25 protein-coding genes and 1 tRNA gene are annotated in these 26,456 nt (G+C 69.4%); 17 read left to right on the top strand and 9 right to left on the bottom strand.

The window, feature by feature from the left end; genetic code table 11:
- Positions 1-24 precede the first annotated feature (24 nt).
- On the top strand, positions 25-1,284 hold the full coding sequence (locus tag BLQ76_RS12255; protein ID WP_090673575.1) for a GNAT family N-acetyltransferase: 1,260 nt from the start codon (positions 25-27) through the stop codon (positions 1,282-1,284).
- Here the strand turns inward: BLQ76_RS12255 and BLQ76_RS12250 are convergent.
- On the bottom strand, positions 1,187-2,107 hold the full coding sequence (locus tag BLQ76_RS12250; RefSeq protein ID WP_244519596.1) for an N-acetylmuramic acid 6-phosphate etherase: 921 nt from the start codon (positions 2,105-2,107) through the stop codon (positions 1,187-1,189). The genes BLQ76_RS12255 and BLQ76_RS12250 overlap by 98 nt on opposite strands.
- Positions 2,108-2,262: 155 nt before the next feature.
- On the opposite strand from BLQ76_RS12250, the gene BLQ76_RS12245 reads away from it, so the two are divergent.
- A complete protein-coding gene (locus BLQ76_RS12245; RefSeq protein ID WP_090673570.1) occupies positions 2,263-3,375 on the top strand; it encodes an ABC transporter ATP-binding protein in 1,113 nt (370 codons plus the stop codon).
- Here the strand turns inward: BLQ76_RS12245 and BLQ76_RS12240 are convergent.
- Complete coding sequence (locus tag BLQ76_RS12240; protein ID WP_090673567.1) at positions 3,372-5,078, bottom strand: ABC transporter permease; 1,707 nt, start codon at positions 5,076-5,078, stop codon at positions 3,372-3,374. The two genes, BLQ76_RS12245 and BLQ76_RS12240, sit on opposite strands and share 4 nt — an antisense overlap.
- Before the next feature lie 3 nt (positions 5,079-5,081).
- Positions 5,082-6,062, bottom strand: coding sequence for an ABC transporter substrate-binding protein (locus tag BLQ76_RS12235; protein ID WP_090673565.1), 981 nt, complete (start codon positions 6,060-6,062; stop codon positions 5,082-5,084).
- A gap of 121 nt (positions 6,063-6,183) precedes the next feature.
- Between BLQ76_RS12235 and BLQ76_RS12230 the strand changes: the two genes are divergently transcribed.
- Positions 6,184-6,813 (top strand): DedA family protein, encoded by a 630-nt coding sequence (locus BLQ76_RS12230; protein ID WP_090673562.1) that lies wholly within the window; start codon positions 6,184-6,186, stop codon positions 6,811-6,813.
- A 28-nt stretch (positions 6,814-6,841) separates the two neighbouring features.
- Here the strand turns inward: BLQ76_RS12230 and BLQ76_RS12225 are convergent, their stop codons facing one another.
- Positions 6,842-9,022, bottom strand: coding sequence for an esterase-like activity of phytase family protein (locus BLQ76_RS12225; protein WP_090673560.1), 2,181 nt, complete (start codon positions 9,020-9,022; stop codon positions 6,842-6,844).
- A 169-nt stretch (positions 9,023-9,191) separates the two neighbouring features.
- On the opposite strand from BLQ76_RS12225, the gene BLQ76_RS12220 reads away from it, so the two are divergent.
- The 5 genes from BLQ76_RS12220 to BLQ76_RS12200 all read left to right on the top strand — a co-directional run bounded on the left by BLQ76_RS12220 (position 9,192) and on the right by BLQ76_RS12200 (position 15,569).
- Complete coding sequence (locus BLQ76_RS12220) at positions 9,192-9,398, top strand: hypothetical protein (RefSeq protein WP_090673557.1); 207 nt, start codon at positions 9,192-9,194, stop codon at positions 9,396-9,398.
- A gap of 98 nt (positions 9,399-9,496) precedes the next feature.
- On the top strand, positions 9,497-10,390 hold the full coding sequence (locus BLQ76_RS12215; RefSeq protein WP_090673554.1) for an SDR family oxidoreductase: 894 nt from the start codon (positions 9,497-9,499) through the stop codon (positions 10,388-10,390).
- Between the two features lie 222 nt (positions 10,391-10,612).
- Positions 10,613-11,737, top strand: a complete 1,125-nt coding sequence (locus BLQ76_RS12210) for an efflux RND transporter periplasmic adaptor subunit (protein ID WP_170842575.1) — start codon at positions 10,613-10,615, stop codon at positions 11,735-11,737.
- 9 nt (positions 11,738-11,746) lie between these two features.
- A complete protein-coding gene (locus tag BLQ76_RS12205; protein ID WP_090673549.1) occupies positions 11,747-14,866 on the top strand; it encodes an efflux RND transporter permease subunit in 3,120 nt (1,039 codons plus the stop codon).
- 79 nt (positions 14,867-14,945) lie between these two features.
- Positions 14,946-15,569, top strand: coding sequence for a class I SAM-dependent methyltransferase (locus BLQ76_RS12200; protein ID WP_090673546.1), 624 nt, complete (start codon positions 14,946-14,948; stop codon positions 15,567-15,569).
- 7 nt (positions 15,570-15,576) lie between these two features.
- Here BLQ76_RS12200 and BLQ76_RS12195 read toward each other — a convergent pair.
- A tRNA-Leu gene (locus tag BLQ76_RS12195) sits at positions 15,577-15,661 on the bottom strand.
- A gap of 134 nt (positions 15,662-15,795) precedes the next feature.
- On the opposite strand from BLQ76_RS12195, the gene BLQ76_RS12190 reads away from it, so the two are divergent.
- Complete coding sequence (locus BLQ76_RS12190) at positions 15,796-16,329, top strand: disulfide bond formation protein B (protein WP_090673544.1); 534 nt, start codon at positions 15,796-15,798, stop codon at positions 16,327-16,329.
- Positions 16,330-16,336: 7 nt separating this feature from the next.
- Here BLQ76_RS12190 and BLQ76_RS12185 read toward each other — a convergent pair whose 3' ends face one another.
- The gene (locus BLQ76_RS12185) at positions 16,337-16,897 is read right to left on the bottom strand and encodes an HNH endonuclease (RefSeq protein ID WP_062016689.1); all 561 of its coding nucleotides are present in this window, start codon (positions 16,895-16,897) and stop codon (positions 16,337-16,339) included.
- 137 nt (positions 16,898-17,034) lie between these two features.
- Complete coding sequence (locus BLQ76_RS12180; protein ID WP_090673541.1) at positions 17,035-17,691, bottom strand: DNA-3-methyladenine glycosylase family protein; 657 nt, start codon at positions 17,689-17,691, stop codon at positions 17,035-17,037.
- A 23-nt stretch (positions 17,692-17,714) separates the two neighbouring features.
- On the opposite strand from BLQ76_RS12180, the gene gluQRS reads away from it, so the two are divergent.
- A complete protein-coding gene (gluQRS, locus tag BLQ76_RS12175) occupies positions 17,715-18,629 on the top strand; it encodes a tRNA glutamyl-Q(34) synthetase GluQRS (RefSeq protein WP_090673538.1) in 915 nt (304 codons plus the stop codon).
- Here the strand turns inward: gluQRS and BLQ76_RS12170 are convergent.
- Entirely contained in the window at positions 18,606-19,562 is a 957-nt protein-coding gene (locus BLQ76_RS12170) for an AEC family transporter (protein WP_090673536.1), read from the bottom strand. The genes gluQRS and BLQ76_RS12170 overlap by 24 nt on opposite strands.
- Positions 19,563-19,741: 179 nt before the next feature.
- Here BLQ76_RS12170 and BLQ76_RS12165 point away from each other — a divergent pair, with 179 nt between their 5' ends.
- From BLQ76_RS12165 to BLQ76_RS12140, 6 genes are all read left to right on the top strand, one after another.
- Positions 19,742-20,644, top strand: coding sequence for a DMT family transporter (locus BLQ76_RS12165; protein ID WP_090673533.1), 903 nt, complete (start codon positions 19,742-19,744; stop codon positions 20,642-20,644).
- A 57-nt stretch (positions 20,645-20,701) separates the two neighbouring features.
- Complete coding sequence (locus tag BLQ76_RS12160; RefSeq protein WP_090673530.1) at positions 20,702-20,896, top strand: twin transmembrane helix small protein; 195 nt, start codon at positions 20,702-20,704, stop codon at positions 20,894-20,896.
- 102 nt (positions 20,897-20,998) lie between these two features.
- Positions 20,999-21,571: a cob(I)yrinic acid a,c-diamide adenosyltransferase gene (locus tag BLQ76_RS12155; protein WP_090673527.1), complete on the top strand. Its 573-nt coding sequence runs from the start codon at positions 20,999-21,001 to the stop codon at positions 21,569-21,571.
- Positions 21,572-21,732: 161 nt separating this feature from the next.
- The gene (locus BLQ76_RS12150; RefSeq protein ID WP_090674098.1) at positions 21,733-22,479 is read left to right on the top strand and encodes an electron transfer flavoprotein subunit beta/FixA family protein; all 747 of its coding nucleotides are present in this window, start codon (positions 21,733-21,735) and stop codon (positions 22,477-22,479) included.
- 23 nt (positions 22,480-22,502) lie between these two features.
- Positions 22,503-23,435 (top strand): electron transfer flavoprotein subunit alpha/FixB family protein, encoded by a 933-nt coding sequence (locus BLQ76_RS12145; protein WP_090673524.1) that lies wholly within the window; start codon positions 22,503-22,505, stop codon positions 23,433-23,435.
- A 7-nt stretch (positions 23,436-23,442) separates the two neighbouring features.
- A complete protein-coding gene (locus tag BLQ76_RS12140) occupies positions 23,443-24,330 on the top strand; it encodes a 3-hydroxybutyryl-CoA dehydrogenase (RefSeq protein WP_090673522.1) in 888 nt (295 codons plus the stop codon).
- Here the strand turns inward: BLQ76_RS12140 and tlpA are convergent, their stop codons facing one another.
- Positions 24,331-25,017 carry a thiol:disulfide interchange protein TlpA gene (gene tlpA, locus BLQ76_RS12135; RefSeq protein ID WP_090673519.1) on the bottom strand — a complete coding sequence of 229 codons (687 nt, stop codon included), beginning with the start codon at positions 25,015-25,017 and terminating at the stop codon, positions 24,331-24,333.
- A gap of 18 nt (positions 25,018-25,035) precedes the next feature.
- Between tlpA and argH the strand changes: the two genes are divergently transcribed.
- Positions 25,036-26,433, top strand: a complete 1,398-nt coding sequence (gene argH / locus BLQ76_RS12130) for an argininosuccinate lyase (RefSeq protein ID WP_090673516.1) — start codon at positions 25,036-25,038, stop codon at positions 26,431-26,433.
- The last annotated feature ends 23 nt before the right edge of the window (positions 26,434-26,456 follow it).

The raw sequence follows: 26,456 nt of genomic DNA, 5'->3' as shown, positions 1-26,456 counted from the left end.
CGTCTGGCCGCGGGCGAATGATCGATGACCGATGCCTCCACCCTGCTGCGGCACGCCGGTTTTCACGGGCCTCTCGCAAACGTCGACGAGCCGCGGCGGCCCACCCTCGTGGCCAGCCCGTCGATCGACGCCCACGAGGTCTTGCAGCGTCTCCCGGTGCGGCGCAGCTATCGCTTCTACGATGCGCACGCCGCGCTGGAACTGGTTGACGAACTGCAGTTTCTGATGACGCGGGCCGTGGAGCCCAACGTCTTCTTCGAGCCGCGCTTCCTGGTGCCCGCCATGCCGCGGCTCGACGAGCGCAAGGTGAGACTGCTCGTGGCGCGGGACGAGAGCGGGGACCGCTCGCGCCTGCGTTTCTTCATGCCCTTCACGGTCGAGCGACCGTCGCGCAGCGTGGGGTCGATCCTGCGGGCCTGGAGCCATCCGTTCGGTCCCGTCGGTACGCTGCCGCTCGACGGCGACGATCCGCTGCGAACCGCGCGCGACCTTCTTACATCGCTACGCGAACCCTCCGACCTGCCCTCGACCCTCGTCCTGCCGGACATGCGCCTGGGTGGTCCGCTCGTGGCAATCCTGTGTGAGGCCGTGGCTGCGGAAGGTCTGTCGATCGCGGTCTGCGATCGGCGCACGCGCGCCGCCCTTCGTCCGGGCACGCCGCTTCCCGCTCGCCATCGTCGCGAGCGTGATCGCCTCCTGCGTCGTCTCGGCCGTCACGGCCCCGTGCGCTTCGAAGAGGCTCGCAAGCCCGACGACGTGCGCGAGGGACTGGAGGAGTTCCTGGCCCTCGAGGCCTCAGGCTGGAAGGGGCGGCGGCGCACCGCTCTCGCGCAGGATCGATACCGCGCGGCCTTTGCGCGCGAGGCGGTGAACGGCTTGGCGGAACGCGGACAGGCGCGCGTCTTCACCCTTTGGGCGGGAGAGGATGCGGCGGCGAGCCTGGTGGTGCTCGAGTCCGGTGGCGAGGCGGCGGCCTGGAAGACGGCCTACGACGAGCGTTTCGCAGCGAGCGCGCCGGGCGCCATCGTCCTGTCGCTGGCCGCCGACCGCCTCCTGGCCGATCCCACCATTCAGCTGGCGGACTCCTGTGCCGTGCCCGACCATCCGGTGGCCAACCGGCTCTGGCGCTCGCGCACGGAGGTCGGAACCCTGGTGATCGGTCTGCGGCCCGGACAGGAACGAGCCACTACCGAATGCGCGCAGGCGCTGACGGACCTGCGCCGCCGTCTGCACCGGCGCTACCGGTGGCTGCGTCGCCTGCGGCAGGCGCTGCGCCTCGACTGACGCCGTTCCGGGCTTCCAGTTTCAGGATCGCCTCGCGGATCGCGCCGCCGGTGGCCTGGAGGGCTGCCTCCGCGTCCGCCTCGTCGCAGCCGGCGACCTCGGCGACCATACGGCGCGCCCGTTCGCGCAGCTTGCGGTTCGAGGGGCGCATGTCGACCATGCGTCCGCGAAACACCTTGCCGAGCCGCACCATGACGGCGGTCGAGAACAGGTTCAAAGCAGCCTTCTGCGCGGTGCCCGCCGCCAGGCGCGTCGAGCCGGCCAGTACCTCCGGCCCGGTTCGCAAAAGAACCGGGTGCTCCGACACGTCCAGCAGCGGGGTCCCGGGATTGTTGGCAAAACCGATCGTCAATGCTCCACGCTCTCGGGCACTGCGCACCGCCGCGATCGTGTAGGGCGTGCGCCCGCTGGCGGCCAGGGCCACGACCACGTCGTCGCGGCCGATGCCGGCCTCCCGGATCGCCGTGTGCGCGGCGCTTTCTTCGTCCTCGGCGCCCTCGCGGGCCTGCGAAAAGGCGGCGGTTCCACCCGCAAGCAGGTAGACGCAGCGCTCGGCGGGCCACGAGAAGGTCGGGCCGAGCTCGACCCCGTCCAGCATCGCAAGTCGCCCCGAGGTTCCCGCACCGCAATAGGCGAGGCGGGCCTGCGGACGGCCGAGGCGGCCCGCGGCCGCGTCCACCGCCGCATCGATGCGCGGCAGCGCGTCGCGCACCGCGCGCAACGCCTCGTCCTGACCGCCGATCAGGGCTTCGAGAAGCGTGCGGCTCGGCAACGCCTCGAGGTTCCTGAACCGCTCGTCGGCCCGTTCCGTCTCGTCGCTCACCGCATCGCCTCGCCTATCGTCGTCGCACGGGACGAATGAACGGTGCGTCGTGCCGTTCCCGCGGCCATGCGCGAAGCCTCGACGGCTCGTCATGGCCCTGTCACAAGCAACTGCCACGACCCGGCGCGTCCTGGCCTTTTCGCGAGTCCGCCCCTATGGCCCTGCCTATCGTCCTGTCCCGCCTTTCCAAGCGCTTCGGCTCGTCGAACGCGGTGGACGACGTGTCGCTGGAGATCCAGGCCGGCGAGTTCCTGGCCCTGCTCGGGCCCTCGGGCTGCGGCAAGACCACGCTTCTGCGCATGATCGCCGGCTTCGAGACGGCCAGCGAGGGACAGATCCTGTTCGGCGACCGGATGGTGGCCGGCCACGGCGTTCATGTCCTGCCGGAAGAGCGAAACGTCGCGATCGTCTTCCAGTCCTATGCGCTCTGGCCGCACATGAGCGTGGCCGAGAACGTCGCCTATCCCCTGCGCGTGCGACGCCGCTCGCGGGCGGACCGCGAGGCCAAGGTCGCCGAGGCGCTCGCGGCCGTGGATCTGTCGGGTTTCGAGACGCGGCGCATCGCCGACCTGTCCGGCGGCCAGCGCCAGCGGGTCGCCCTCGCGCGCTGCCTGGCCATGGATCCCGGCATCATCCTTCTCGACGAGCCGCTCGCCAATCTCGACGTCCACCTGCGCGCCTCGATGGAGGAAACCTTTGCCCGGTTCCACGAGCGCACCGGGGCCACGATGGTCTATGTCACGCACGACCAGAGCGAGGCCATGGCCATGGCAACGCGGGTCGCGGTGATGGAGCGGGGCCGCATCCTCGAATGCGCGGCCCCGGCAACGCTCTACGGCGAGCCCGCCGGCGAGGCGGTCGCCCGCTTCATCGGCGACGGACGCATCGTCGATGCCGAGGTGCTCTCGGGCGACGGGGCGGGACGCTGCCGCGTTCGCCTGCTCGGCACCGAAGCCGATATCCGCTGTCCCCCCGGCCGCACCCTGCGCGGGCCGGGTCGCGTGTGTCTGCGGGCCGAGGGGCTCGAACTCACGGCGCAGGGCGCGGGCCTGGCGGCGACGGTTCGGGCCGCCTCGTTCAAGGGCGCGCACACGCGGCTCTCGGTCGAGCCCTTGTCCATGCCCGGCCTCGTGCTGACGGTGGCCGCGCCGCATCCTGTTGCGGTCGGGGCCACGGTCTCGCTTCGCGTCGCCGACGGATGGCTGCTTCCGCGGGCAGCCTCAAGCGTCGCGGTGCCGGTCGCGGACGCGGCTCGGGAGCTCGCCTAGCGGGTCCAGGGCAGGACGCCGGGCGGCAGGCGCCGCCCGAGCAGCGTGGTGCCCAGCATGATGGCGAGGATCACGGCGACCGTCGAGGCGGCCAACGCGGCGGCCAGCGTGGAGCGTCCCGCATCGTCGAGATTGAACACGGCGACGCCCAGCGTCTCGTTGCCCGCCGACCAGAGAAGGGCCGACACGGTCAACTCGTTGAAGGCCGTCATGAACACGAGGATCGCCCCGGCGGCGGCGATCGGTGCAAGCGTCGGCAGCGCGACCGTCACAAGACGGCGCAGGAAGCCGGCCCCGCTCATGCGTGCCGCCTCGTCGAGGCTGGCATCCATCTGCAGCGCGCCGGCCACCAGGGGCCGCAGCTCCAGCGCCAGGAACCGCGCGAGATAGGCGACGAAGATGATCCAGATCGTGTTGTAGAGGCTGAAGCCGAGTCCCGGCAGCGGCCGCAGGAACAGGAGGATCGCCGCGATCGCGAGCACGATGCCGGGCAGCGCGTAGGGCAGGTCGGTCGCCCCGTTCAGTGTGCGCAGAAGCGCTCCCGACCGCTTGGCGACGAGCACGGCAAGCGGCACGGCGACGACAAGCAGCAGCAACGCCGCGCCGCCCGCCAGCAGGAAGGAGTTGCGGAAGGCGCGGATCGTCGCGTCCTGCCGGAACAGGACCTCACGGTAGTTGTCGAGCGTCGCCGAATAGCCGTTCAGCGGGATGCCGTAGCTCGAGACGAGCGAGGTCGTCAGAAGCGCCAGAAGCGGTGCCACCACCACGAGAAGGACGACCGTCCAGGCTCCGATCTCGACCGGCACGCGCCAGCGGCCGAGCGGATAGGCGAGCGCCTGCGACGGGGCGCCGGCCAGACGATAGTCCCGGCCCCGCAGCGCGAGGCGCTGCACGAGGAAGCCGCTCGCCGCCAGAAGCGCGACCACCACCGACAGAACCGCGACTTCGGCGATGATCGCGGGACCGAACCCGGCGAGGCGCTGGTAGATCAGTGTCGACAGGGTCGACAGGCCGGCCGGAATGCCGAGCAGCGCGGGAACGCCGAAGTTGCCGGCCGCCGACACGAAGCTGATCGCGCAGCCCGCGACCAGCGCCGGCGTCATGAGCGGCAGAACGACGGTGCGCAGCACGCGCCAGCGCCCCGCACCGCTGGACCGCGCCGCCTCGACGAGTTCGCGCGGCAGGGCGCGCAGGCTGGCGCGCAGCGCCAGGAAGACGAGGGGTGCGTTCTGGACACCCAGGACGGCGACGATACCGCCCAGCGAATAGGCCGGGTTCGGCGCACCGAGCCTCGGAGCGATACCGAGCGTGTTGAGAAGCGGACTGGCCGGTCCCAGCATCTGCGCGAAGGCGAGCGCCGCGACCTGCGGCGGGATCATCATCGGAACCAGGAAGGCGAACACCAACGGGCCCTTCAGGCGAACGTCGGTCAGCGCCACGAGCAACGCGACCGCGCTGCCCAGGATCAGTGCGATCGCGGTTCCGCCGAGCGCGGTGGCGAGCGTCGTGCCGGTTGCCGCCCAGGTGGAACGCGCGGACAGGACGGCGCGCGCCGTCGCCAGCCCGGGGACACCGCCGGGCGCCACGGCCTCCAGAACGAGGCGCACGACGGGCAGCACGCAGACCAGCCCGACGAAGAGGGACACGAGGATCAGCGCGGTTCGCTCGCCGCGCGAGGCGGCGAGCGGTGTGGCGTTTGCCAAGGCTCAGCCGCCGAAGAGTTCGGTGAAGCGGCGCTTGTTCTCGCCCTCGGCCTCGAGCGCCTTCGCCGCGTCGAGCGGCATCAGCTTGATCGTGTCGCGGGCAGGAAAGCCGGCGGGTCCCTCGACGCCGCTGCGGGCCGGTAGGTAGCCCTGCTTTGCCGCCAGCTTCTGGCCGTCCTCGCTGAGCAGGAAGTCCACGAAGAGCTTGGCGGCTTCTGGGTTCTTGGCGGTCTTGAGGATGGCGACCGGCTCGGTCACCGCGGTCACGCCTTCGGTGGGCCAGACGAAGCGCACCGGCGCGCCCTTCTGCGCCTCGCGGATCGGCATGTAGTCCACGATCACGCCATAGGCCTTCTCGCCGCCCGCCACAGACTTCATCACCGCGCCGTTTCCGCCGGAGGCCGTGGCACCGCCCTTGGCGAGCGCCTCGACATAGGGCCAGCCGAAGTCGGGATTCTGAACGAGAGCCGCCAGGTGCACGAGCGCCGCCCCGGAGGTCAGCGGGCTCGGCATGGTGAGCTGCGCGGCGAGCGCGGGCTGTTCCAGATCGTGCCACGAGACCGGCTGCCCCTCGGCGCGCGTGTTCAGCATGAAGCCGGTGGTGATCAGCTTGGTCGAGAAGTATGTGCCGTCCTTGTCGAAGAGCGAGGCGTCGAAACCGTCGGTCTTCGCCTGCGGGAAGGCCATCAGGCGATCGTCGCGCTTCAGCCCTTCCATGGTGACGCTGTCGGCGATCAGGAGAACGTCGGGCTGCGGGCTTCCGGCCGCGAACTCGGCCTGGAGCTTCGCCATGACCTTGGTCGTACCCTCGCGCACCCACTCGACGTCGATGCCCGGATGAGCCGCCTCGAAGGCATCGGCCGTCGCCTGCGCATCCTCGTTGGGCTGGCTCGTGTAGAGAACGAGCTTGCCGGTCTGGGCCAGCGCGGCGGCCGGCACGAGCGCGGCGGCGGACATCGCGAGGGCGGCGAGAAGACGGATCATGAGGGGCGTTCCCGGCTCGGCGCCGGGGCTCTCCGACGCAAGGACTGTCTTAGGGTGACGACGGGCGCTTAACCAGCGCGCATGACGACTGTATGAACATGCGGGCCGTCGTCGCGCCGACATGAGCGCGGGCTATGCGGGGCCGGTTGCGGCGCTAGCTGCACCGATCCGCCTCGGAGGTCGCCCGCGCGTGATGGAGTTGCTCAGCCCCTTTGCCGAGTTTCTGCGCGTCCATGCCGCTTGGACCGGACCGGTGACGGCCGCGGCCTGCCTCTTGATCACCTTGCCGGGGATCGGGCTGCTGATGCCGGCGGCCGCGGTCATGCTGCTGGTGGGAAGCCTGATCGGCGTCGGAGCCATCCCGGGGGAGGACGCCTTTCTCGGCTCGCTGCTGGGGACCGTGGTCGGAACGAGCCTCGGCCACGAGGTCGGGCGCTGGTCGGGACCGGCCTTCCTGCGACGCCGGCCGTTGCGACGCCACAGGCGCCAGGTCGCCCGCGCGCGGCTGTTCTTCCGGCGGCAGGGAACGCTGGCTCTCCTGCTCAGCCGATTCCTCGGCCCTTTGCGCTGCATCGCCCCGTTCGTTGCCGGCACGATGCGCATGCCGCGCCGTCGCTTCGAGGCGGTCAACGTCCTGTCGGCGGTTCTCTGGGTCGCGGTGATGCTGGCGCCCGGCTGGCTGACGCTGAAGAACCGCGCCAACCTGCTGCCCGCCATCACAACCGAGATCGCCGCCCCACCGCGCCCCTGACGGACGCAAGGGGGCGGCGGAGCCGGTCCTACCGGGCGAGTCCGTCGACGGTCCAGAAGTGGGTTTCGCCCGAGGAGTCGTCGGTGCCGTCATTGTCGGTGACGACGTAGCCGCGGCCCTGCGCATCGATCGCCAGACCCTCGACCTTGTCGACGATATAGCCACCGCTGTTGGCGAGGTCGGGCCGGAGGTCGCGCACGACCTCCTTGCGGACGGTCGGCAGCTCGCCGCCGAGCGGCGCCGGCTTGAGGTCGGCGAGCGCGACGCGCGTCACGCTCTTCAGCCGGGCCGCCTCGCCGACACGGTTGTCGCGCTCGATGAGATAGGCGTGGTCCCCGTGGATCGCGATCTCCGACAGGCCGACCCAGCCGCCTTCGCCGCTCGCCGTCTCCAGCGGGTAGCGCACCGCGCCCCAGGTCTTGGCGGCAGGGTCGTAGCTGAGGAGCTTGGTCGTGTTCTTCGGGTCGTCCTTCCAGGGGCGCTGCACGGCGACCCAGAGCTTGCCGTCCGCCATGGCGAGCCCTTCGGCGCCGAAGCGGGTCTGTCCCTCGAGAAGCGCGGCCGGGAAGGGCACCTCCTCCTCGATCGCGCCCTGTGCGTTCACGTGCACCAGCGCGTGCGGCACCTCTTTCTCGGCATCGCCCTCGTTGGCGAGCCAGAAGCCGCCCTGACCGTCCGAGGTCAGGCCCTCGATGTCCATGCCCTTGGCCGGCTGGCCGCCGCGCGTGACGATCATCGTATCGGTGATGCGGGCGGGACGCTGCGTGGCATCGATCGCGTAGATCGTCGGTGCCGCCTTGAAGACCGAATCGCTGGCCGCATGCAGGAACCCATCGCGCTGCGGGTCGGCCGACAACGCCGACAGGGCGCCCCAGCCGATCGGCTGGCCGTTCTTGTCGCCCGAAACGATTTCCGGATAACGGGCCGGTCCCTCCGCCCGCTCGTAGATCGTGACGTGCGAGCGCGCGCCGCCGTCCTCGCCGAGGTCGGCCTCGTTGGCGACCGCCAGAAGGTTGCGTGAGGGGATGGCGATCGCGCCTTCCGGCGAGATCGCGGTCGGCAGGATCTGGACGAACTCCGGCGCCGCGCCGGTGTCGCGATAGACCCCGACCACCGAGGCGCGCTCGGCCAGAACGAAGATCAGCTGCTCGTCACCGAACCGGGCGACTTCCATGCCCTCCGGCTCGATGCCCTTGGCATCGGAACGCTTGTCCGGGTAGTGCCCGGCGCGCATCGCCTCGTGCTCGAACGCGGCGCCGGACTCGAAGAGGACCGTTCCGTCACGCGAGAAGATCGTGAAGCCGCGCGTGCCGCCCTTCCAGTCGCCCTCGTTGGCTGTGACGAGACGGTTCTCGTCGAGCCACTTCACGGCGTCGGGCTCGCGCGGGCGCGCCTCGATCGCGTCGGTCGGCCGGATCTGCCCGTCGTCCTTGGCGTCCACGCCCTCCAGCGCCACGGTTCCGGCCGAAAAGTGCCCGGTGACCGTCGCGGTCTTCGGGTCGACGATTGCGACGAGATTGTTCTCCTGCAGCGTCACGGCGATCTCGCCGCGCGCGTTGAAGCTGACGAACTCGGGCTCCGGGTCCTCCGGCGCGATGTCGCCGAGCCCCGTCATGTCGACGCGCCGGAGACCCGTGCAGTCCGGCGCGCCGTTTCGCAGCGGCAGGAGCGCGAGGAAGCCCGCCGGCATCTGCGGCAGGGCGCCGTCGTTCACGTCCTCGTCGCGCTCATTCTCGATCGCGACCGCGAGCATCGACCGGTCGGGCGACACGGCGACCGAGTCGGGCTGGCCGCCCAGGTCGCAGCTCGCCGTTTCCTGACGCGTCGTCATGCTAACCACGCCGAGACGGCCCGACGGGTTGGCGCGGTTCTCGGAGGTGTTCACCGCAACCAGGGCGTTGCCGCCGACCACCGTCACCGAGGTCGGCTCGCCCGCCATGTCGAGAAAGCCGCCCCCCTTCGGCACACGCGGATCGGCCAGATCGACGAAGCCGATGCCGCCGAGCGGGCTGTCGGAATAGACCAGCGTCCGCCCGTCCTCGCTTGCCGCTATGATCTCGGCCGAGGTGGTCTCGGTCGCCTGGCCTTCCGGCGCGTTGCCGGGAACCGCGAAGGACGCGACGCGATTGAACATCGGCTCGGCCGAGGCTGCGAGCGTCGAGGACGCGAGCAGCAGGGCGAGAAGGGCAGGCGTGAAGCGCGAAGTCATACGGGGCCATCCGGGAATGCGACGGGAATCGACGCCGCTTCCAACCAGCCGTTTGTTACAGCGGCATGACATTTCGCCTGGCTGCCGATTGTCGCGAAGAAGCCATCAAACCGTCGCGGGTCGCCGATAGAGATCCGTCGCAAGACCACCGCATGAGGAGCCCGACGCGATGTACAATCTCTTCCAGCACCGCGAGGATCCGAGCATCGTCTGCGCCCTGCCGGACGGCGGACGGCTTCCCCCGTTCCTGCGCGAGCGGGCTTGGCGCTTTGGAGGCAAGGTCGACGATATCCGGGCCGAACAGTTGTCCTTCGACGTGGCGACCGTGGACGCGGTGCTGCGGCAGACCGGTTTCTACATCTACACGCGTCTCTGACGATCCGTAGCCAGGCATCGATCGCCCGCCCCAGCCTCACGGAACCGTGAGGGACGAGGACGCCTTCCTCGGGTCACGTCAGACCCGAGGAGCTTCCCTTGACGAACCGTTTCACGCTGCAGGACCCGCGCAAGCAATACCCCCAGCCTCCCTTTCCCCGTCAGCCGCAGCCCGTTCCCGGCATCGCCTCGAAGATGGACCCCGTGCCGGACCATGGCGAGACGAGCTACGTCGGCTCGGGCAGGCTGAACGGGCGGCGTGCCCTGATCACCGGCGGCGACAGCGGCATCGGCCGGGCGGCGGCCATCGCCTTCGCCCGTGAGGGTGCCGACGTCGCGATCAGCTATCTCGCCTCGGAAGAAGCCGACGCCCGCGAGGTGATCGCCATCATCGAGGCCGAAGGGCGCAAGGCGCTCGCGCTGCCCGGCGACATCACCGAGGAAGCGTGGGCGCGCGAGATCGTCGAGCGCACGGTCCAGGCATTCGGCGGCCTCGACATCCTGGTCGTCAACGCCGGGCGCCAGCAGAACCGCGAGGATATCTCGAAGGTCACGTCGGACGACTTCGACAAGACCATGAAGACCAACCTCTACGCCCTGCACTGGATCGCGCAGGCCGCCGTGCCGCATCTGCCGGCGGGTGCCAGCGTCATCACCACCGCCTCGGTCCAGGCCTACGAGCCCTCGGCCATCCTTCTCGACTACGCCACCACGAAGGCCGGCATCGTCGCCTACACGAAGGCGCTCGCCAAGCAGCTGATCGAGAAGGGCATCCGCGCCAACGTCGTGGCGCCCGGTCCGTTCTGGACGGCGCTCCAGTCGAGCGGCGGCCAGCCGCCCGAAAAGGTGCAGCAGTTCGGCGCCGAAAGTCAGATCGGCCGCCCTGGCCAGCCGGTCGAGATCGCACCGGTCTACGTGCTGCTCGCCAGCCAGGAGGGAAGCTACATCACCGGCGAGGTCTATGGTGTGACGGGCGGAGCCGGCATCGCCTGACGCGGAACCGCATCGGGGCGGCGGCTGCGACATGCGGTCGCCGCCAAAACGCGGCGAGCCCGACGCCAAAAGGGTCCCACCTCCAACCGAGGGTGTCGTCTCACCACGACGTGATGGGACAGGCCCGTGGATGCGGGAACGGGCGAGGGGCGGCCCGCTTAACGATCGATCCCTTTGGACGCCTCCTCCGGGCGCCGGATCGTCTTGGGTGAGGTGGTTCGCGTGCGACCCCTGCGTATCCTGATCGGCGTGGTGCTCGTAGCGGGTGCCGGCGCGGCCGGCCTCTACGGTTCCGGATTCCTGTTGGACCGCTTCGGTCCCGCCGAGCCGCAGCGCCGGAATGGCCCCTCGGTCGCGCGCGTCGAGACCGCGCCGGCGACCGTCGCGCCCGTCCGCCGGACCGCTGAAGCGGTCGGTTCCACGAAGGCGCAACAGTCCATCGATGTCCAGCCGATGAGCGCGGGACGCGTCACGGCGGTCAATATCCGCGAGGGCAGCGAGGTTCGGGCCGGCGACCTCCTCGTGCAACTCGACGATCGGGCGGAACAGGCGGCGCTGCGGGAGGCCGAGGCAACGGTCGCCGAGGTTCGCGGAAACGGAGACCGCGCCCGGCAGCTCGCGCAGCAGAACATCCAGAGCGACGCCGCGCTCGAGGCCGTCGAGGCGCTGATCCTGCGGGCGGAAGCCGCGCGCGAGCAGGCGCTGAACGCGGTGGAGGACCGGCGCGTGGTTGCCGCGTTCGACGGACGCGTCGGGTTGGCGGACGTTGATGTCGGCCAGATGGTCGCGACCACCACGGTGCTCACCTCGCTCGACAACCTGTCCAGCGTCGACGTCACCTTCTCGTTGCCGGAGCGCTACCTGGCCGAGATCCGGTCCGGCCAGACCATCGAGGCCACCACGACCGCCTATCCCAATCGTCGCTTCACCGGAACCGTCAGCGCGGTCGGCACCCGCGTCGATGCGCTATCGCGCTCCTTCACGATCGAGGCTTCCATTCCCAACGAAGACCGGGCGCTAACGACCGGCATGTTCATGGGCGTTTCGATCGTCCTGGAGGAGCGGCAGTCGGTCGGTGTCCCGGAAGTCGCGGTCGTGAACGAGGGCGAGCGCGCCTATGTCTTCGTGGCGGACGGCGAGACCGCGCGGCGACGCGACATCGAGACCGGCCTTCGCCAGGGCGAGCGCGTCGAGGTGCTGTCGGGTATCGCCGAGGGCGAAAGCGTGGTCGTCAGCGGACTGCAGTCCTTGAGCGACGGGGAGCGGATCGAGGTCGCGCCGCGTGCGCCGTCGGCAGGCGAGGCGGTGGCCGGCGCTCCGGGCGCCCCCGCCGGCCGCCAGGGCTAGGGGCGGCTCGTGACGCTTTCCGACCTGTGTCTGCGCCGTCCGGTCCTGGCGGTCGTCATGAACGTCCTGGTGCTGGTGGGCGGCGGCGCGGCGCTTCTCAGCCTGCCGGTTCGCGAGCTGCCCGACATCGACACCGCTCAGGTCACCGTGACCGTCGCCTACGAGGGCGCGGCGCCAGAGGTCGTCGACGCACAGATCACGACCGTCGTGGAAGGCGCGATCGCGGGCGTCTCCGGTATCCGCTCGGTCTCGTCCGAGGCCGAGCGCGGCCAAAGCCGCACGGTGATCGAGTTCAACACCGATCGCGACATCGACGACGCCGCCAACGACGTGCGATCCGAGGTCGCGCGCGTGTCGCAGGACCTGCCCGAGGAGGCCGAGGAACCGGTCATCCAGAAGAACGACTCCGAAAGCGATCCCGTGATCCGTCTGTCGATGACCTCGGATCGCCTGTCCGCGGCCGAACTCACCGACTATGCGGATCGCTACGTCGTGGACCAGCTCGCCACGATCGACGGCGTCGCCAATGTCGAGATCAACGGCGAGCGCGCCTATGCCATGCGCGTCTGGCTCGACCGCCGCGCCATGGCGGCGCGCGGCGTGACGGTTTCGGACGTCGCGGACGCCTTGGAGAACAACAACGTCGAGCTTCCGGCCGGCGAGATCGAGACGCCGGGCCGCCAGTTCCAGGTCCGCACCGCCACGCGTTTCTCCGATCCCGCCGAATTCGAGCGTCTCGTCGTGCGCCAGAGCGAGACCTACCCGATCCGCCTGGGCGACGTCGCGCGGGTGGAGCGCGGCGTGGAGGACGACGATTCGGCCTTTCGCGCCAATGGCGTCACGGCGATCGGCCTTGGCGTCATCCGCCAGTCCCAGTCCAATACGGTTCAGATCTCCGACGCGATCCAGGCCGAGATCGCGGATCTTGCCGATACGCTGCCCGAGGGCACGCGCATCGCGGTGTCGAGCGACGATGCCGTGTTCATTCGCTCCTCGATTCATGAGGTCGAGATCACGCTCGGCATCGCGATCGCGCTGGTGGTCGCGGTGAACTTCCTGTTCCTCGGCTCGCTACGAGCGACGATCGTGCCGGCCGTCACGATACCGGTATCGCTCGTGGGCGCCTGTGCCGGCCTCGCGCTGTTCGGCTTCTCGATCAACATCCTGACCTTGTTCGCGTTGATCCTGGCGATCGGCCTCGTGGTGGACGACGCGATCGTGGTCCTCGAAAACATCCAGCGGCGCATCGACGAGGGCGAGAGCCGTCTCAAGGCGTCGGCGCTCGGCGCGCAGCAGGTGACCTTCGCCGTGCTGGCGACCTCGGCGGTTCTGATCGCGGTCTTCGTGCCGCTGTCGTTCCTCCAAGGGCAGGTGGGCCGGCTCTTCACCGAGTTCGGCCTCGTGCTGGGCGTCGCCGTCGCCGTTTCGGCGTTCGTATCGCTCTCGCTCTGCCCGATGCTGTCCTCGCGCGTCCTCGCCGAGCCGGGGGCCAAGCGATCGCTCTTCGAGCGCATCGTGGAGCGTTCGCTGGAGACGCTGAACAACGGTTACCGGCGCGTCCTGCGGATGGCGCTTCGCGCGCCGGTTCTGGTTCTGGCGATCGCCGCCTTCGTGGCGATGAGTTCGGCCGCCCTCTTCACGCGCCTGCCCAACGAGCTGACGCCGCCCGAGGACCGCGGCCAGTTCTCGGTTCGCATCGAGGCCCCGCTCGGCGCCAGCCTGGCCTATACGGATGCGGTGACGCGGCAGGTCGAGGCGATCCTCCAGCCGCTGCGCGACCAGGGAACCGTCACCGGCATCCAGACCATCGTCGGACAGTACGGCGAGTTGCGCCGTGCCAACGTCATCGTGCGCCTCGCCGACTGGAAGGAGCGGGGCGAAAGCCAGCAGCAGATCATCGCGCGGCTGCGGCCCGAGCTGGCCGCCATCACCGGCGCGCAGGTTCGCGCGAACTCGCCCGCCGGCCTCGGCCTGCGAGGCTCGGCGAACCCGCTCCAGGTCAGCGTCGGCGGGCCCGAGTTCGGGGATGTCGCCACCTGGGCTGAGACGCTGGCCGAGCGCATGCGAGAGAACGATGGCCTGACCGGCGTCGAGGTCGCTTACGACAACAACCAGCCCGGCTACGACATCACGGTCGACCGCGACCGGGCGCGGGATCTCGGCATCGACGTGCGCATGGTCTCGGAAGCGCTCCAGACCCTCTTCGCCTCGCGCGAGGTGACGGAGTATCTCGATCGCGGCCGGCAGTATCCGGTGATGATCCAGGCGCAGGACACCGATCGCAACAGCGCGCGCGACCTGTCCAACGTGTACCTTCGCAACGAGGCGGGAACGCTGGTCTCGCTGGATGGCCTCGTCACCGTGCGCGAGAACGCCTCGCCGCGAGCGCTGAACCGTTACGACCGCCTGCCCTCGGTGGAGGTCTCGGCGGGGCTGGCGGAGGGCTACGACATGGGGCGTGGCATCGAGTTCGTGCGCACCGCCGCCGCCGAGGCGCTGCCGCCGGAGGCGCAGATCGCGTTCAAGGGGCAGGCGCGCGAGTTCCTCGATACGTCGAGCGGCGTCCAGGTCGTGTTCGGCCTCGCCCTCCTGATCGTCTTCCTCGTGCTGGCGGCCCAGTTCGAAAGCTGGATCCACCCCACGATCATCCTCCTCACCGTACCGCTCGGCATCACCGGCGCCTTCGGCACGCTGCTCTTCACCGGCATGTCGCTGAACACCTACAGCCAGGTCGGCTTGATCCTCCTGGTCGGTCTGATGGCCAAGAACGGCATCCTGATCGTGGAATTCGCCAACCAGCTGCGCGACGAGGGCCATTCCGTGCGCGACGCCATTCTGGAGGGCTCCGTCACGCGTCTGAGGCCCATCCTGATGACGACCGTCGCGACCGTGCTCGGGGCCGTTCCCCTGATGCTGACGGGCGGTGCGGGCTCGGAAAGCCGCGAGGCAATCGGCGTCGTGATCGTCGGCGGGTTTACGGTGTCCACCGTCCTGACGCTGTTCGTCACGCCCGTGCTCTACGATCTGCTTGCCCGGTTCACGCGTCCTCGCTCCGCCAACGCGGCCGACATCGAGCAGGCGTTGGGCCGCGAGGAGGGGGATCGCGCATCGGCCGTGCCGGCCGAGTAGGCGCGGCGTCGCAGCGCCCTCGCAGCGGCGAGCGCCCGCACCAGATCGCCGGGACGGACCATCCGAGGATACGCTGCCCATGTCGATCGCCGACCTGCCCGAAGAGGCCTTCCGCAAGGCGGACACGAGCCCGGACGCGCTGTTCTACGGGACGCCCCGCTTCGTCACCCATATCGACGACCGGGCGATCGCCGCGCTCACACGATTCTACCGGCGGAAGATCGAGCCGGGCGCGCGCGTCCTCGACCTCATGTCGAGCTGGGTCAGCCACCTTCCGGACGACGTCGCCTATGCGGACGTCGTCGGACACGGCATGAACGCGGAGGAGCTGGCGGCCAACCCGCGTTTCAGCCGCTGGTTCGTCCAGGATCTCAACCGCGACCCCACGCTGGACCTGCCGGACCGTTGTTTCGACGCCGCTCTGATCTGCGTCGGGATCCAGTATCTGGAACAACCCGTCGCGGTCCTGCGCGAGCTGTATCGCACGCTCGCGCCCGGCGGACGCGTCGTCGTGTCCTTCTCGAACCGATGTTTCCCGACCAAGGCCGTCGCCATCTGGCAGGCGCTGGGAGGCGACGATCACGCCCGTCTGATCGCGCTCTATCTTGACGAGGCGGGATTCGAGCACGTCGAGCCGCATGTCCTTCAAACAGCCGATCGCAAGGGCGATCCGCTGATCGCGGTGGTCGGCATCAAGTCATGAAAGAGGGTGGTGCGGGCGGTCGGGGTCGAACCGACACTCCTTTCGGAACCGGATTTTGAGTCCGGCGCGTCTACCAATTCCACCACGCCCGCAGCGCGTCCCGACCCGAGGTCGGAGGCTGGAACATTACATGCCATAGGGGGGACGGATCGTCTAGATGGGCTCGGCTACCGGTCCCCCGCGCTCCCGTGCTAGAGGCCGCTGCGAGATGTCCGGAGCGCCTGTCATGACCCTGTCCGATCGCCTCCAGCGCCGCAGCACCGCGACGCGCCAGACCCTTGCCGCCGCTCTCCTTCTCGTCGGCACGACGACGACCGTCGGTTCGGCGCTCCTGCTGCAGCACGTGGGCGGCTATATCCCCTGCGCCCTCTGCCTTGAGCAGCGCACGCCGTACTACCTCGCCATTCCCGTAGCTCTCGTGGCGCTTCTCGGGTCGGTTGTCGGCGTTCGGCCCGCCTCGACGCGCATCCTGCTGGTGATCGTCGCGATCCTCATGGCTTGGGCTCTGGGCCTCGGCGTCTACCACGCGGGCGTCGAATGGCGCTGGTGGGCCGGCCCGGCCGATTGCGCGGCGGCCGCACCGGTGGACCTGACGGGCGACCTCCTGTCCTCGCTCGACAGCGTCCACCCGCCGTCCTGCACGGATGCGGCTCTGCGCGTCTTCGGCCTGTCGCTCGCGGGCTGGAACGCCGTGGCGGCTACGATCCTTCTGTTGATCGCCCTGCGTGGCGCCTTCGCGCGGGCGAGCCGCTTCGGTTGAAAGCCGGCTACTCCGCCTCCAGCTCCGAGTCCCAGTAGAGGTAATCCAGCCAGCTTTCGTGCAGGAAGTTGGGCGGAAACAGGCGACCGTTGTTGTGAAGGTCGTGCACGGTCGGCTGATAGGGCGTCTGGTGCGGATGCATGCCCGCATCCTTGGGCATGAGGCCACCCTTCTTGAGATTGCAGGGCGAGCAGGCCGCGACGACGTTCTCCCAGGTCGTCAGGCCGCCGCGCGAGCGCGGGATGACGTGGTCGAAGGTCAACTCATGCGGCGAGCCGCAGTACTGGCACTGGAAGCGGTCGCGCAGAAAGACGTTGAAGCGCGTGAAGGCAGGATGGCGCGCGGGCTTCACGTAGGTCTTGAGGCAGACCACCGAGGGCAGCCGCATCGAGAAGGTCGGCGAATGCACGGCCCGGTCGTACTCGGCCAGGATCGTGACGCGGTCGAGGAACACGGCCTTGATGGCGTCCTGCCAGGACCAGAGCGAGAGGGGGTAGTAGCTCAAGGGACGGTAGTCCGCGTTGAGCACGAGGGCGGGGGACAGGTTGGGCTGCACTGCGATCGTCAAGGATGGTCTCCTTTGCACGATGCGGTGGTCTCGCGAAGTTCAGTCCGGTCCTCGCGAAACCGTCTGCTCATGCCAGTTCGATGCTGCTACGAGTATCGTGGCCCAACATGTCGCCTTTGTGAAGCGTTTCAAAGGCCTTAGCGACCCTGTTGCACAGGCGTGGCCAACACGGCGTCGCGCCGCACGAGCGTGGCGTAGTAGGCCCAGAACAGGCGGGCCGCCACGGCGCGCGCCGGCCGCCAGCGTTCCGCCAGCCCCTGGAGCGCCTTCTCGCGCAGGCGCGACTCATGCCCGAGCGCGTCCGCCACCGCCACCTGGAGGGCGAGGTCGCCTGCCGGAAACACGTCGCGGTGGCCGAGCGAGAACAGAAGATAGCTCTCCGCCGTCCAGCGGCCGATGCCGCGCACCGCCGTCATCTCGGCCACCGCCGCGTCCGCCGGGCTCCGGCTGATTCGCTCGAAGTCGAGATGGCCCGACGCGATCGCCTCGGCGATCGCCAGCATCGTCCGGTGCTTGGTGAGGGACAATCCGGCGCGGCGAAAGGCCGTCTCGTCGACTCGCAGGATCGCGGCGGGATCGTCGAGGTCCACCTCGCGTTCGAAGCGCGCGAAGATCGCGGCGGCGCTCGCACGCGAGACCTGCTGGCCGATGATCGTGGCGGCGAGGCCCCGCAAGCCGGCCGGCATGGCGCGCAACGGCAACGGCCCGGCGCGTTCGGCGACGGGGGCGAGCTGCGGGTCGGCGGCGACCAGCAAGGCCAGGGCTTGGTCGAGGTCGTCTTGCGTCCGGATCATGCCGCTGAGATAGGATCGCGCCCATGCCAACGGAACCCGATTTCGGCGACGTGCGACCCGTCTTCCGCTTCGCGCCGAGTCCGAACGGACGCCTGCACCTCGGCCATGCGCTGAGTGCGCTTCTCAACGCCGACCTGGCGCACGCGAGCGGCGGGCGGCTTCTGTTGCGGCTGGAGGACATCGATACGGCGCGTTGCACGCCCGCCCTGGTGGAGGCGATCCTGGAGGACCTAGTCTGGCTGGGCATCCGCTTCGAAACCCCCGTGCGCCTCCAAAGCCGGCATATGGCGGACTACGAGACCGCGCTCGACGCGCTGCGCGCGGACGGTCTCGTTTATGCCGCGTTCGGCACGCGCGGCGAGACGCGGCGTCATGCGTCGCTCTTCGAAGAACGCGAGGGGCGCCCCTGGCCGCGCGACCCGGACGGCGCGCTTCTGTACCCCGCGCTGGACCGCGAGCTCGATCCGGCCGAGCGAGACCGCCGGATCGCGGCGGGCGAGCCGCACGCCTGGCGGCTCGACATGTCGGCGGCTCTCGGGCGGGTCGCCGGGTCGCTCCTGTTCGAGGAAAGGGGCGAGGGGACAGCCGTCCTCGTTCCCGCCGAGCCCGAACTGTGGGGCGATGTCGTCCTGGCGCGCGCCGATACGCCCGCAAGCTACCATCTGGCGGTGAGCGTCGACGATGCGCTGCAGGGTGTCACCGATGTCGTACGGGGCGCCGACCTTCTGCCGTCCACCTCGGTCCACCGCCTGCTGCAGGCCCTGCTTGGGCTTCCTGTGCCCCGCTATCATCATCACCGCCTGGTCCTCGGCGACGACGGCCTGAAACTCTCGAAAAGCCGTGGCGACACGGCCTTGGCGGAGTTGCGCGCGGCCGGCCTGTCGCCCGCCGACATCTGCCGGATGGTGGGACTGTCAGGTCATCGCGAGCAGCCATAAGGTCAAAGTCGCCGCCGAGCCGATCGTGGAAAACAGGATGGTCGAGGCCGCCAGCGATTCGCCGGTTCGAAAGTAGCGGGCGAAGAGGTAGGCGTTGACGCCGACCGGGCTGGCCGCCGCGATCACGGCCACCGACAACCAGAGCGGTGGGAGGAGCGCCGAGCCGACCAGAAGAACGACCAGCGGCTGGAGAACGAGGGTCAGGGCCGTCACGGTGAGCGGCGCCGCGAGAGCGCCGCGAATCCGGTAGCGCGGCAGGGACAGGCCGAGGGCGACCAGGGCCAGCGGACCGGCGGTCTGGGCGAGAAGGCGCGTCACCTCGTCGACCGGTCCGGCCAGGCTCCATCCCGTCAGCCGCCATACGAAGCCGAGTGCGATGCAGACCGCGAGCGGACTGCGCGACAGGTTGCGCGCGACCTGGCGAAGAGCCCTGAGCGGCGAGGCCTTGGCCGTACCGTCGCCCGAGCCGCGCGCGTCGAGCGCGGCCGCGCGCTCCAGCAGAAGGGTCGAGGCGGCCATCATGGTCGGCATGTGCACCGCCAGGATCAGGGACAGGACGTTCAGGCCCTCCGCGCCAAAGGCGCGCTCGACGATCGGGATGCCGACAAACAGGAGGTTCGAGAAGCTGGCCGAGACACCGGCAATGACCTGACCGCGCCGGTCCAACCCCGCGACCCGCGCTCCCACCAGAATGCCCAGCGCATAAAGCGGGGCGACACCCGCGAAATAGCTGGCCCATAACCAGATCGGACTCGTCTGGCCGAAATCGGCGGTCGCCACCGTGCGGAACAGGAGCACGGGCACCGCGATTAGAAACACGAAGCTCGTCAAGGCGTCGCCGGTCGTCTCCGGCATGAGGCGCAGCTTGCCGAGAGCGGCACCCAGCGCGATCAGGAGAAAGATCGGCGCGACGATCGGCAGAACGAGACTCATCGGACGCGGGTCACCCTTCCTTCATCGTCAGCCGCCCTGCCTAACCGCTTCGCGGACGCGAAGCGACCCGTCCTCGCTCGTCTTCGTCCTTCGCTTGTGGTGAGGGGAACGATCCTGTTAACGCCAGCGGCGTATCGCGCCGGCCCGAACGGGTGGCGCCCCTGGCCGGGAATTCTCGCATGGCCCGTTTCCTGCCGCTGGCGCCCGCGCTGTTCGTTCTGCTGTGGGCGACCGGCTTCGTCGGCGCGCGCTACGCGATGCCCCATGCCGAGCCGTTCACCTTCCTGTCGATGCGCTACGCGCTGGCGCTGCTCGTCCTGGCTCTCCTTGCGATCGGTCCGTTCCGCCGCGCTCGGCCGCGCGGACGGGCGCTCGCGCATGCCGCCTTTGCCGGCAGCCTGATTCACGGGGTCTATCTCGGCGGCGTCTTCTACGCGGTCCGGCACGGCCTGCCGGCCGGCATCGTCGCGCTGGCCGCCGGCCTGCAGCCGCTCGTCACCGCCGTTCTGGCAGGCCCGATGCTGGGCGAGCGGATGTCCTACCGTCACGGGTTGGGATTGGCGGTCGGCTTCCTCGGGGTTGCGCTCGTGGTCTCGCCCAAGCTCGGCACGGGTTCGGCCGTGAATGCGGGAACGCTGCTTCCCGCCGGTGTCGCGGTCCTGGCGATCGCGGCGGGGACCGTCTGGCAGAAGCGTTTCGTGCGCGGGCTGGACCTGCGGATCGGGACCGCCGCGCAGTATGTCGGCGCGCTCGTGCCGACGCTGGCGGTCGCGTTCCTCACCGAAACGATGCGGGTCGATTGGACCGGCGAACTCGTGTTCGCGCTTCTGTGGCTGACGCTCGTTCTGTCGATCGGCGCGGTCTTCCTGCTGCTCCTGATGATCGAGCGGGGCGCGGTCTCGCGCGTCGCCTCGCTCATGTATCTCGTACCCGGCGTCACCGCGGTGATGGCCTATCTTCTGTTCGGCGAGGCGTTGAACGGCGTCCAGATCCTCGGAATGGCGCTGGCGGCGGGCGGTACGGCGGCGGCGACGGCGACCGTCGGCGCGCGGTCCCCTGCGGCGGCCCGTCCGCTCGCATGACGCTTGCGTGATCCCTATATCAGGCTCGCTTCTCAAGAGATTTTCGGAAGATTCGCGATGTCCATCGTCTTCACCATCCTCGCCCTCATCTTCATGGCCGCCGTCGCGGTGGTGCTCGTGATGGGGCTCGGCAACATGATGCGGGGAGGACCGGGCAACACGTCGCAGAAGCTCATGCGCGCGCGCGTCATGCTCCAGGCGATCGCGGTCGCCGTGATTGTCGGGGCGATCTGGTTCGCGCGCGGGTCCTGAGGCGTCCTGCACGAGGGCATCCTCCACAGGCATCTTCTCTCCCCCAAGCTGCCGACCCGCCGCGACGCCCTAGTTGTCCCGCCGAGGCTTCGAGGGCAGGGCATGGTTCGGCTGAACAAGATCTACACGCGCACGGGCGACGACGGCACGACGGGCCTGGCGACCGGCGAACGGCGCCTGAAGTCGGACCTGCGCATGGAAGCGGTCGGCACGGTTGACGAGTTGAATGCCACGCTCGGCATGGCGCGTCTTCATGCCGAGGGCGAGACCGACCGGCTCCTGTCGCGCGTTCAGAACGATCTCTTCGACCTCGGCGCCGACCTCGCAACGCCCGAGTCCGACGAGCCGCTGCTTTTCCAACGTCTTGCGGTGGTGGACGCGCAGGTCGACGCGCTGGAGCGCGCGATCGACGACGTGAATGCGGAACTCGAGCCGCTGCGCTCCTTCGTGCTGCCCGCAGGCACCGCCTTGTCGGCTCACCTTCATCTGGCGCGGACCGTCGCACGTCGCGCCGAACGGGTGATGGTGGCGGTGTCGCGCCAGCCGGGCGAGCGCATCTCGCAGCCGGCGCTGCGCTACGTGAACCGCTTGTCGGACCTCCTCTTCGTGATGGCGCGCCAGGCCAACCGGCGCGGCGAGGGTGACGTGCTGTGGGTCCCTGGCGCCAACCGTTGAACCGTTCTGACTTTGACGTAAACGTCAATGTTGGCTACGTTGGTGTCAAGATTGCGCAACGTCGCCGCCTTGAAGCGCCGGAGCGCCGCCCCTAATCATGCCCGGCCCCGCGGCTGTGCCGCCGGGGCGCGATGCTGCCAGTGGAGAAGGACACCTCGCCCATGAAGATCCTCGTCTGCGTGAAGCGCGTGGTGGACTACAACGTTCGCGTCCGCGTGAAGGGAGACGGGACGGGCGTCGACCTCGCCAACGTGAAGATGTCGATGAACCCGTTCGACGAGATCGCCGTCGAGGAGGCCGTCCGCCTCAAGGAAAAGGGCGGCGTCGACGAGATCGTCGCGGTGTCGATCGGCGTCGCCCAGGCGCAGGAGACGATTCGCACCGCGCTCGCCATGGGGGCCGACCGCGGCATCCTCGTGAAGGCCGAAGGTCCGGTCGAGCCGCTGGCCGTGGCCAAGATTCTCAAGGGGGTCGTGGAAGCCGAGGCGCCCGATCTCGTGATTCTCGGCAAGCAAGCGATCGACGACGACGCGAACCAGACCGGCCAGATGCTTGCCGGTCTGCTCGGCTGGGCGCAGGGCACGTTCGCCTCGAAGCTGGAGCTGGCGAACGGCGAGGCGAGCGTGACGCGCGAGGTCGACGGCGGCCTCCAGACGCTGTCGCTGAAGCTGCCGGCGATCGTCACCACCGACCTTCGGCTCAACGAGCCGCGCTATGCGTCGTTGCCCAACATCATGAAGGCCAAGAAGAAGCCGCTCGAAGAGAAATCGGCGGCCGACTACGGCGTCGACACGAAGCCGCGCCTCGAGGTCCTCAGCGTCACCGAGCCCAAGAGCCGGCAGGCCGGCATCAAGGTCGGCTCGGTGGACGAACTCGTTTCGGCGCTCAAGGGCGCCGGGCTCGTCTGATCGGATAGAAGGGAACCGGATCCATGACCACGCTTCTGATCGCCGAGCACGACAACAAGACCCTGTCCGGCGAGACCGCGAAGGCCCTGACCGCCGCGAAGTCGCTCGGCGGCGACGTCCATGTCCTCGTGGCGGGCGAGGGCGCGTCCGCCGTGGCCCAACAGGCCGCAAAGCTCGATGGCGTCTCGAAGGTCCTCAAGGCGGAGGGCGGCTCCTACGCCTACCACCTGGCCGAGCCGCTGGCGGCGCTCGTCGTGCAGCTTGCGCCGGCCTACGTGGCAATCGTCGGGCCGGCCACGGCGTCGATCAAGAATGCCCTGCCGCGTGCGGCGGCGCTGCTCGACGTCATGCAGGTCTCCGATGTCTCGGCCGTGATCGCCCCCGACACGTTCGAGCGCCCGATCTACGCCGGCAACGCGGTGGAGCGCGTGCGCTCGACCGACAAGGTGAAGGTCTTGACGATCCGCACCTCCGCCTTCGCCGCTGCCGGGGAGGGCGCGTCCGCCGCTCCCGTCGAGGAGACCTCGGGTGCCGACGATCCTGCCGTATCGCGATTCGTCTCGGAGGAGGTCGCCCATTCCGAACGGCCCGAATTGTCGGGAGCCAAGATCGTCGTCTCCGGCGGGCGCGCGCTCGGCTCCAAGGAGAAGTTCGACGAGCTGATGCTGCCACTCGCCGACAAGCTCGGCGCCGCGGTCGGAGCAAGCCGCGCGGCGGTGGATGCGGGCTACGCGCCCAACGACTGGCAGGTCGGGCAGACCGGCAAGGTCGTGGCGCCCGACCTCTATGTCGCCTGCGGCATCTCCGGCGCGATCCAGCATCTGGCCGGCATGAAGGACAGTAAGGTCATCGTCGCCATCAACAAGGATGCCGACGCGCCGATCTTGCAGGTGGCCGACTATGCGCTCGTCGGCGACGTCTTCACGATCGTTCCGGAACTGACCTCCAAGCTCTGAGGACGCCATGCCAGTTCCCTCCCGAATCGAGACCCTCGGCGTCGTCGGCGCCGGACAGATGGGAGCGGGCATCGCCCAGGTGGCGGCCGTCACCGGGCATCGCGTCGTGGTCTACGACGTAAGCCTCGAGATGGCGCGCCAGGGGATCGACAAGATCGGCGCGCAGCTGGCCCGACAGGTGGCGAACGGCAAGATGGAGGCAAGTGCCCGCGAGGCGGCGCTCTCGCGTCTCGTGGCGGCGGACGGCGTCGGCGCGCTCGCCGAGGCCGATCTGGTGATCGAGGCGGCGACCGAGCGCGAGGATGTGAAGCGGCGCATCTTCCAGCAGGTCTGTCCCGTCCTGCGGCCCGATGCGATCCTGGCCACCAACACCTCGTCGATCTCGATCACGCGGCTTGCCAGCGGCACCGACCGGCCCGAGCGCTTCCTGGGCATCCACTTCATGAACCCGGTACCGGTCATGAAGCTCGTCGAGCTGGTGCGCGGCATCGCGACCGACGACGACGTCTTCGAGACCGCCAAGAGCTTCGCGGCCGGCCTCGGCAAGACGCTGACCGTTTCCGAGGACTTCCCCGGCTTCATCGTCAATCGCGTGCTCGTTCCGATGATCAACGAGGCGATCTACACGCTGCACGAGGGCGTCGGCACGATCGAGAGCATCGACGCCTCGATGCGCCTTGGCGCGAACCACCCCATGGGCCCGTTTCAGCTGGCCGACTTCATCGGGCTGGATACGTGCCTCGCCATCATGCAGGTGCTGCACGACGGGTTGGCCGATTCCAAGTATCGCCCGTGCCCGCTCCTCGTGAAGTATGTCGAGGCCGGCTGGCTCGGCCGAAAGACGGGCCGCGGCTTCTACGACTACCGCGTCGATCCGCCGAAGCCCACGCGCTAGCTAGCTGGCGGGTACCGCCGTCGCGTCGCTCTTCAGGGCGTCGATCAGGCGGATCGCATCCGGGCTCGCCCAGGCGGCGGGACCGTTCATCGCGGCGCGCGCACAGCCTTCCGCGTCCACGAGAAGCGTGACCGGCAGGCCGAAGGCGACACCCTGGCCATTCAGAGTGTTGAAGATGCCCATGGTCTCGTCGCGCATGTAGGGCAGGCTCTTTAGGCCCGTTTCGGCGTAGAAAGCACGCGGCTTGGCGTCGTCGCCGAGGTCGACGTTGACCGGCACCACGGCGAAGCTCTCGTCGCCCGCTTCGCGCTCCAACTCATCGAGTTCGGGCATCTCGGCGCGGCAGGGCGCGCACCAGGTCGCCCAGATGTTGAGGAGCAGCGCCTGCCCGCGCAGCGCGCCCAGCGTCGTGGGTTGGCCGTCGTGCTGGAAGGCGACCGGCGTCAGGTCGAACGGGGTGTCCAGCGGGCGCATGGCGGCGACCTCGCCTTGCGCAGCGGCGTCGAGGGCGGCGGAAAGCGCGGCCTTGGCCGGGCAGGCGCCTGCCACTTCGTTGCCAGCGCTCCCTCGTGCGACGTATAGGCCAAGCGCGCCAACGGCCGCGCCCGCCAGAAGAGCCAGACCGAGCACGGCGCCGAGGTGTCGGCGGCGGGGCGTTTCGGGCGGCGGGGCGTCGGGGTCGATCATCGAGCGGAAGGGCCTTTCATGGGAAAGCAGAGCAACGAGATGTGGGGCGGTCGCTTCGCGTCGGGTCCGGATGCGATCATGGAAGCGATCAACGCCTCGATCGACTTCGACAAGCGCCTCTACCGCGAGGACATCGCCGGGTCGACCGCTCATGTCGCGATGCTCGCCGACCGGGGCGTCGTTTCGCAGGAGGACGCGGCGGAAATCAGGCGAGGCCTGGAGGCGATCCTCGCCGAGATCGAGGGCGGTACGTTCACGTTTTCGCGCCAGCGCGAGGACATCCACATGAACGTCGAAGCGCGGCTCGCCGAACTGATCGGCCCGGCGGCTGGTCGTCTCCACACGGCACGCTCGCGCAACGACCAGGTCGCGCTGGACTTCCGCCTTCACGTGCGCTCGGCCTTCGACGATCTTGACCGGGCGTTGCGGGCCTTCCAGGACGCGCTGCTCGCGCGGGCCGAGGAGCATGCCGATACCGTGATGCCCGGCTTCACCCACCTTCAGGCGGCGCAGCCCGTGACCTTCGGCCACCACTGCCTCGCCTATGTCGAGATGGCGGCGCGCGACCGCAGCCGCGCGCAGGACGCGCGCCGGCGCATGAACGAATCGCCGCTCGGCGCTGCGGCCCTTGCCGGCACGGGCTTCCCGATCGATCGGCATCAGGTGGCCGAGGCACTCGGCTTTGCCGGGCCGACGCGCAACTCGCTGGATTCGGTGTCGGACCGCGACTATGCGATCGAGTTCCTGTCGGTCGCCGCCATCACGGCGACCCACCTCTCGCGCCTGGCCGAAGAGATCGTGATCTGGTCGACGCCGCAGTTCGACTTCGTGCGCCTGTCGGACGCCTTCTCCACCGGCTCCTCGATCATGCCGCAGAAGAAGAACCCGGACGCGGCCGAGCTCGTGCGCGCCAAGACCGGCCGCATCAACGGCTCGCTGGTCGCGTTGCTGACCGTGATGAAGGGCCTGCCGCTCAGCTATTCCAAGGACATGCAGGAGGACAAGGAGCAGGTCTTCGACGCGATCGACAACCTCGCCCTCGCGCTCTCGGCCATGACCGGCATGGTGCGCGACCTCCAGGTCAACGCGGCGAAGATGCGGGCGGCCGCCGGCGCGGGCTTCTCGACCGCCACGGATCTCGCCGACTGGCTGGTGCGCGAACTCGGCCTGCCGTTCCGCGAGGCCCACCATGTGACGGGCCGGGCCGTCGCCATGGCGGAGGAACGGCGCACCGCGCTGGAGGACCTGCCGCTGGAGGCTCTGCGGGAGCTCGACGCGCGCATCGGGGAGGCGGTCTACGGCGTCCTCTCGGTGGACGCCTCGGTGCGGTCCCGCACCTCGTTCGGCGGCACGGCCCCCGACAACGTGCGCGGGCAGGTTCGTTTCTGGCGCGAGCGGCTCGGCGCCGAGGGGTGATTTCGCCGGCGGGACCGGCTAAG

The organism is Aureimonas jatrophae (genome assembly GCF_900104035.1).
Classification (GTDB): domain Bacteria; phylum Pseudomonadota; class Alphaproteobacteria; order Rhizobiales; family Rhizobiaceae; genus Aureimonas; species Aureimonas jatrophae.
Note: the sequence above shows the minus strand (reverse complement) of the source record. Positions and strands in the feature narration are given on the sequence as shown.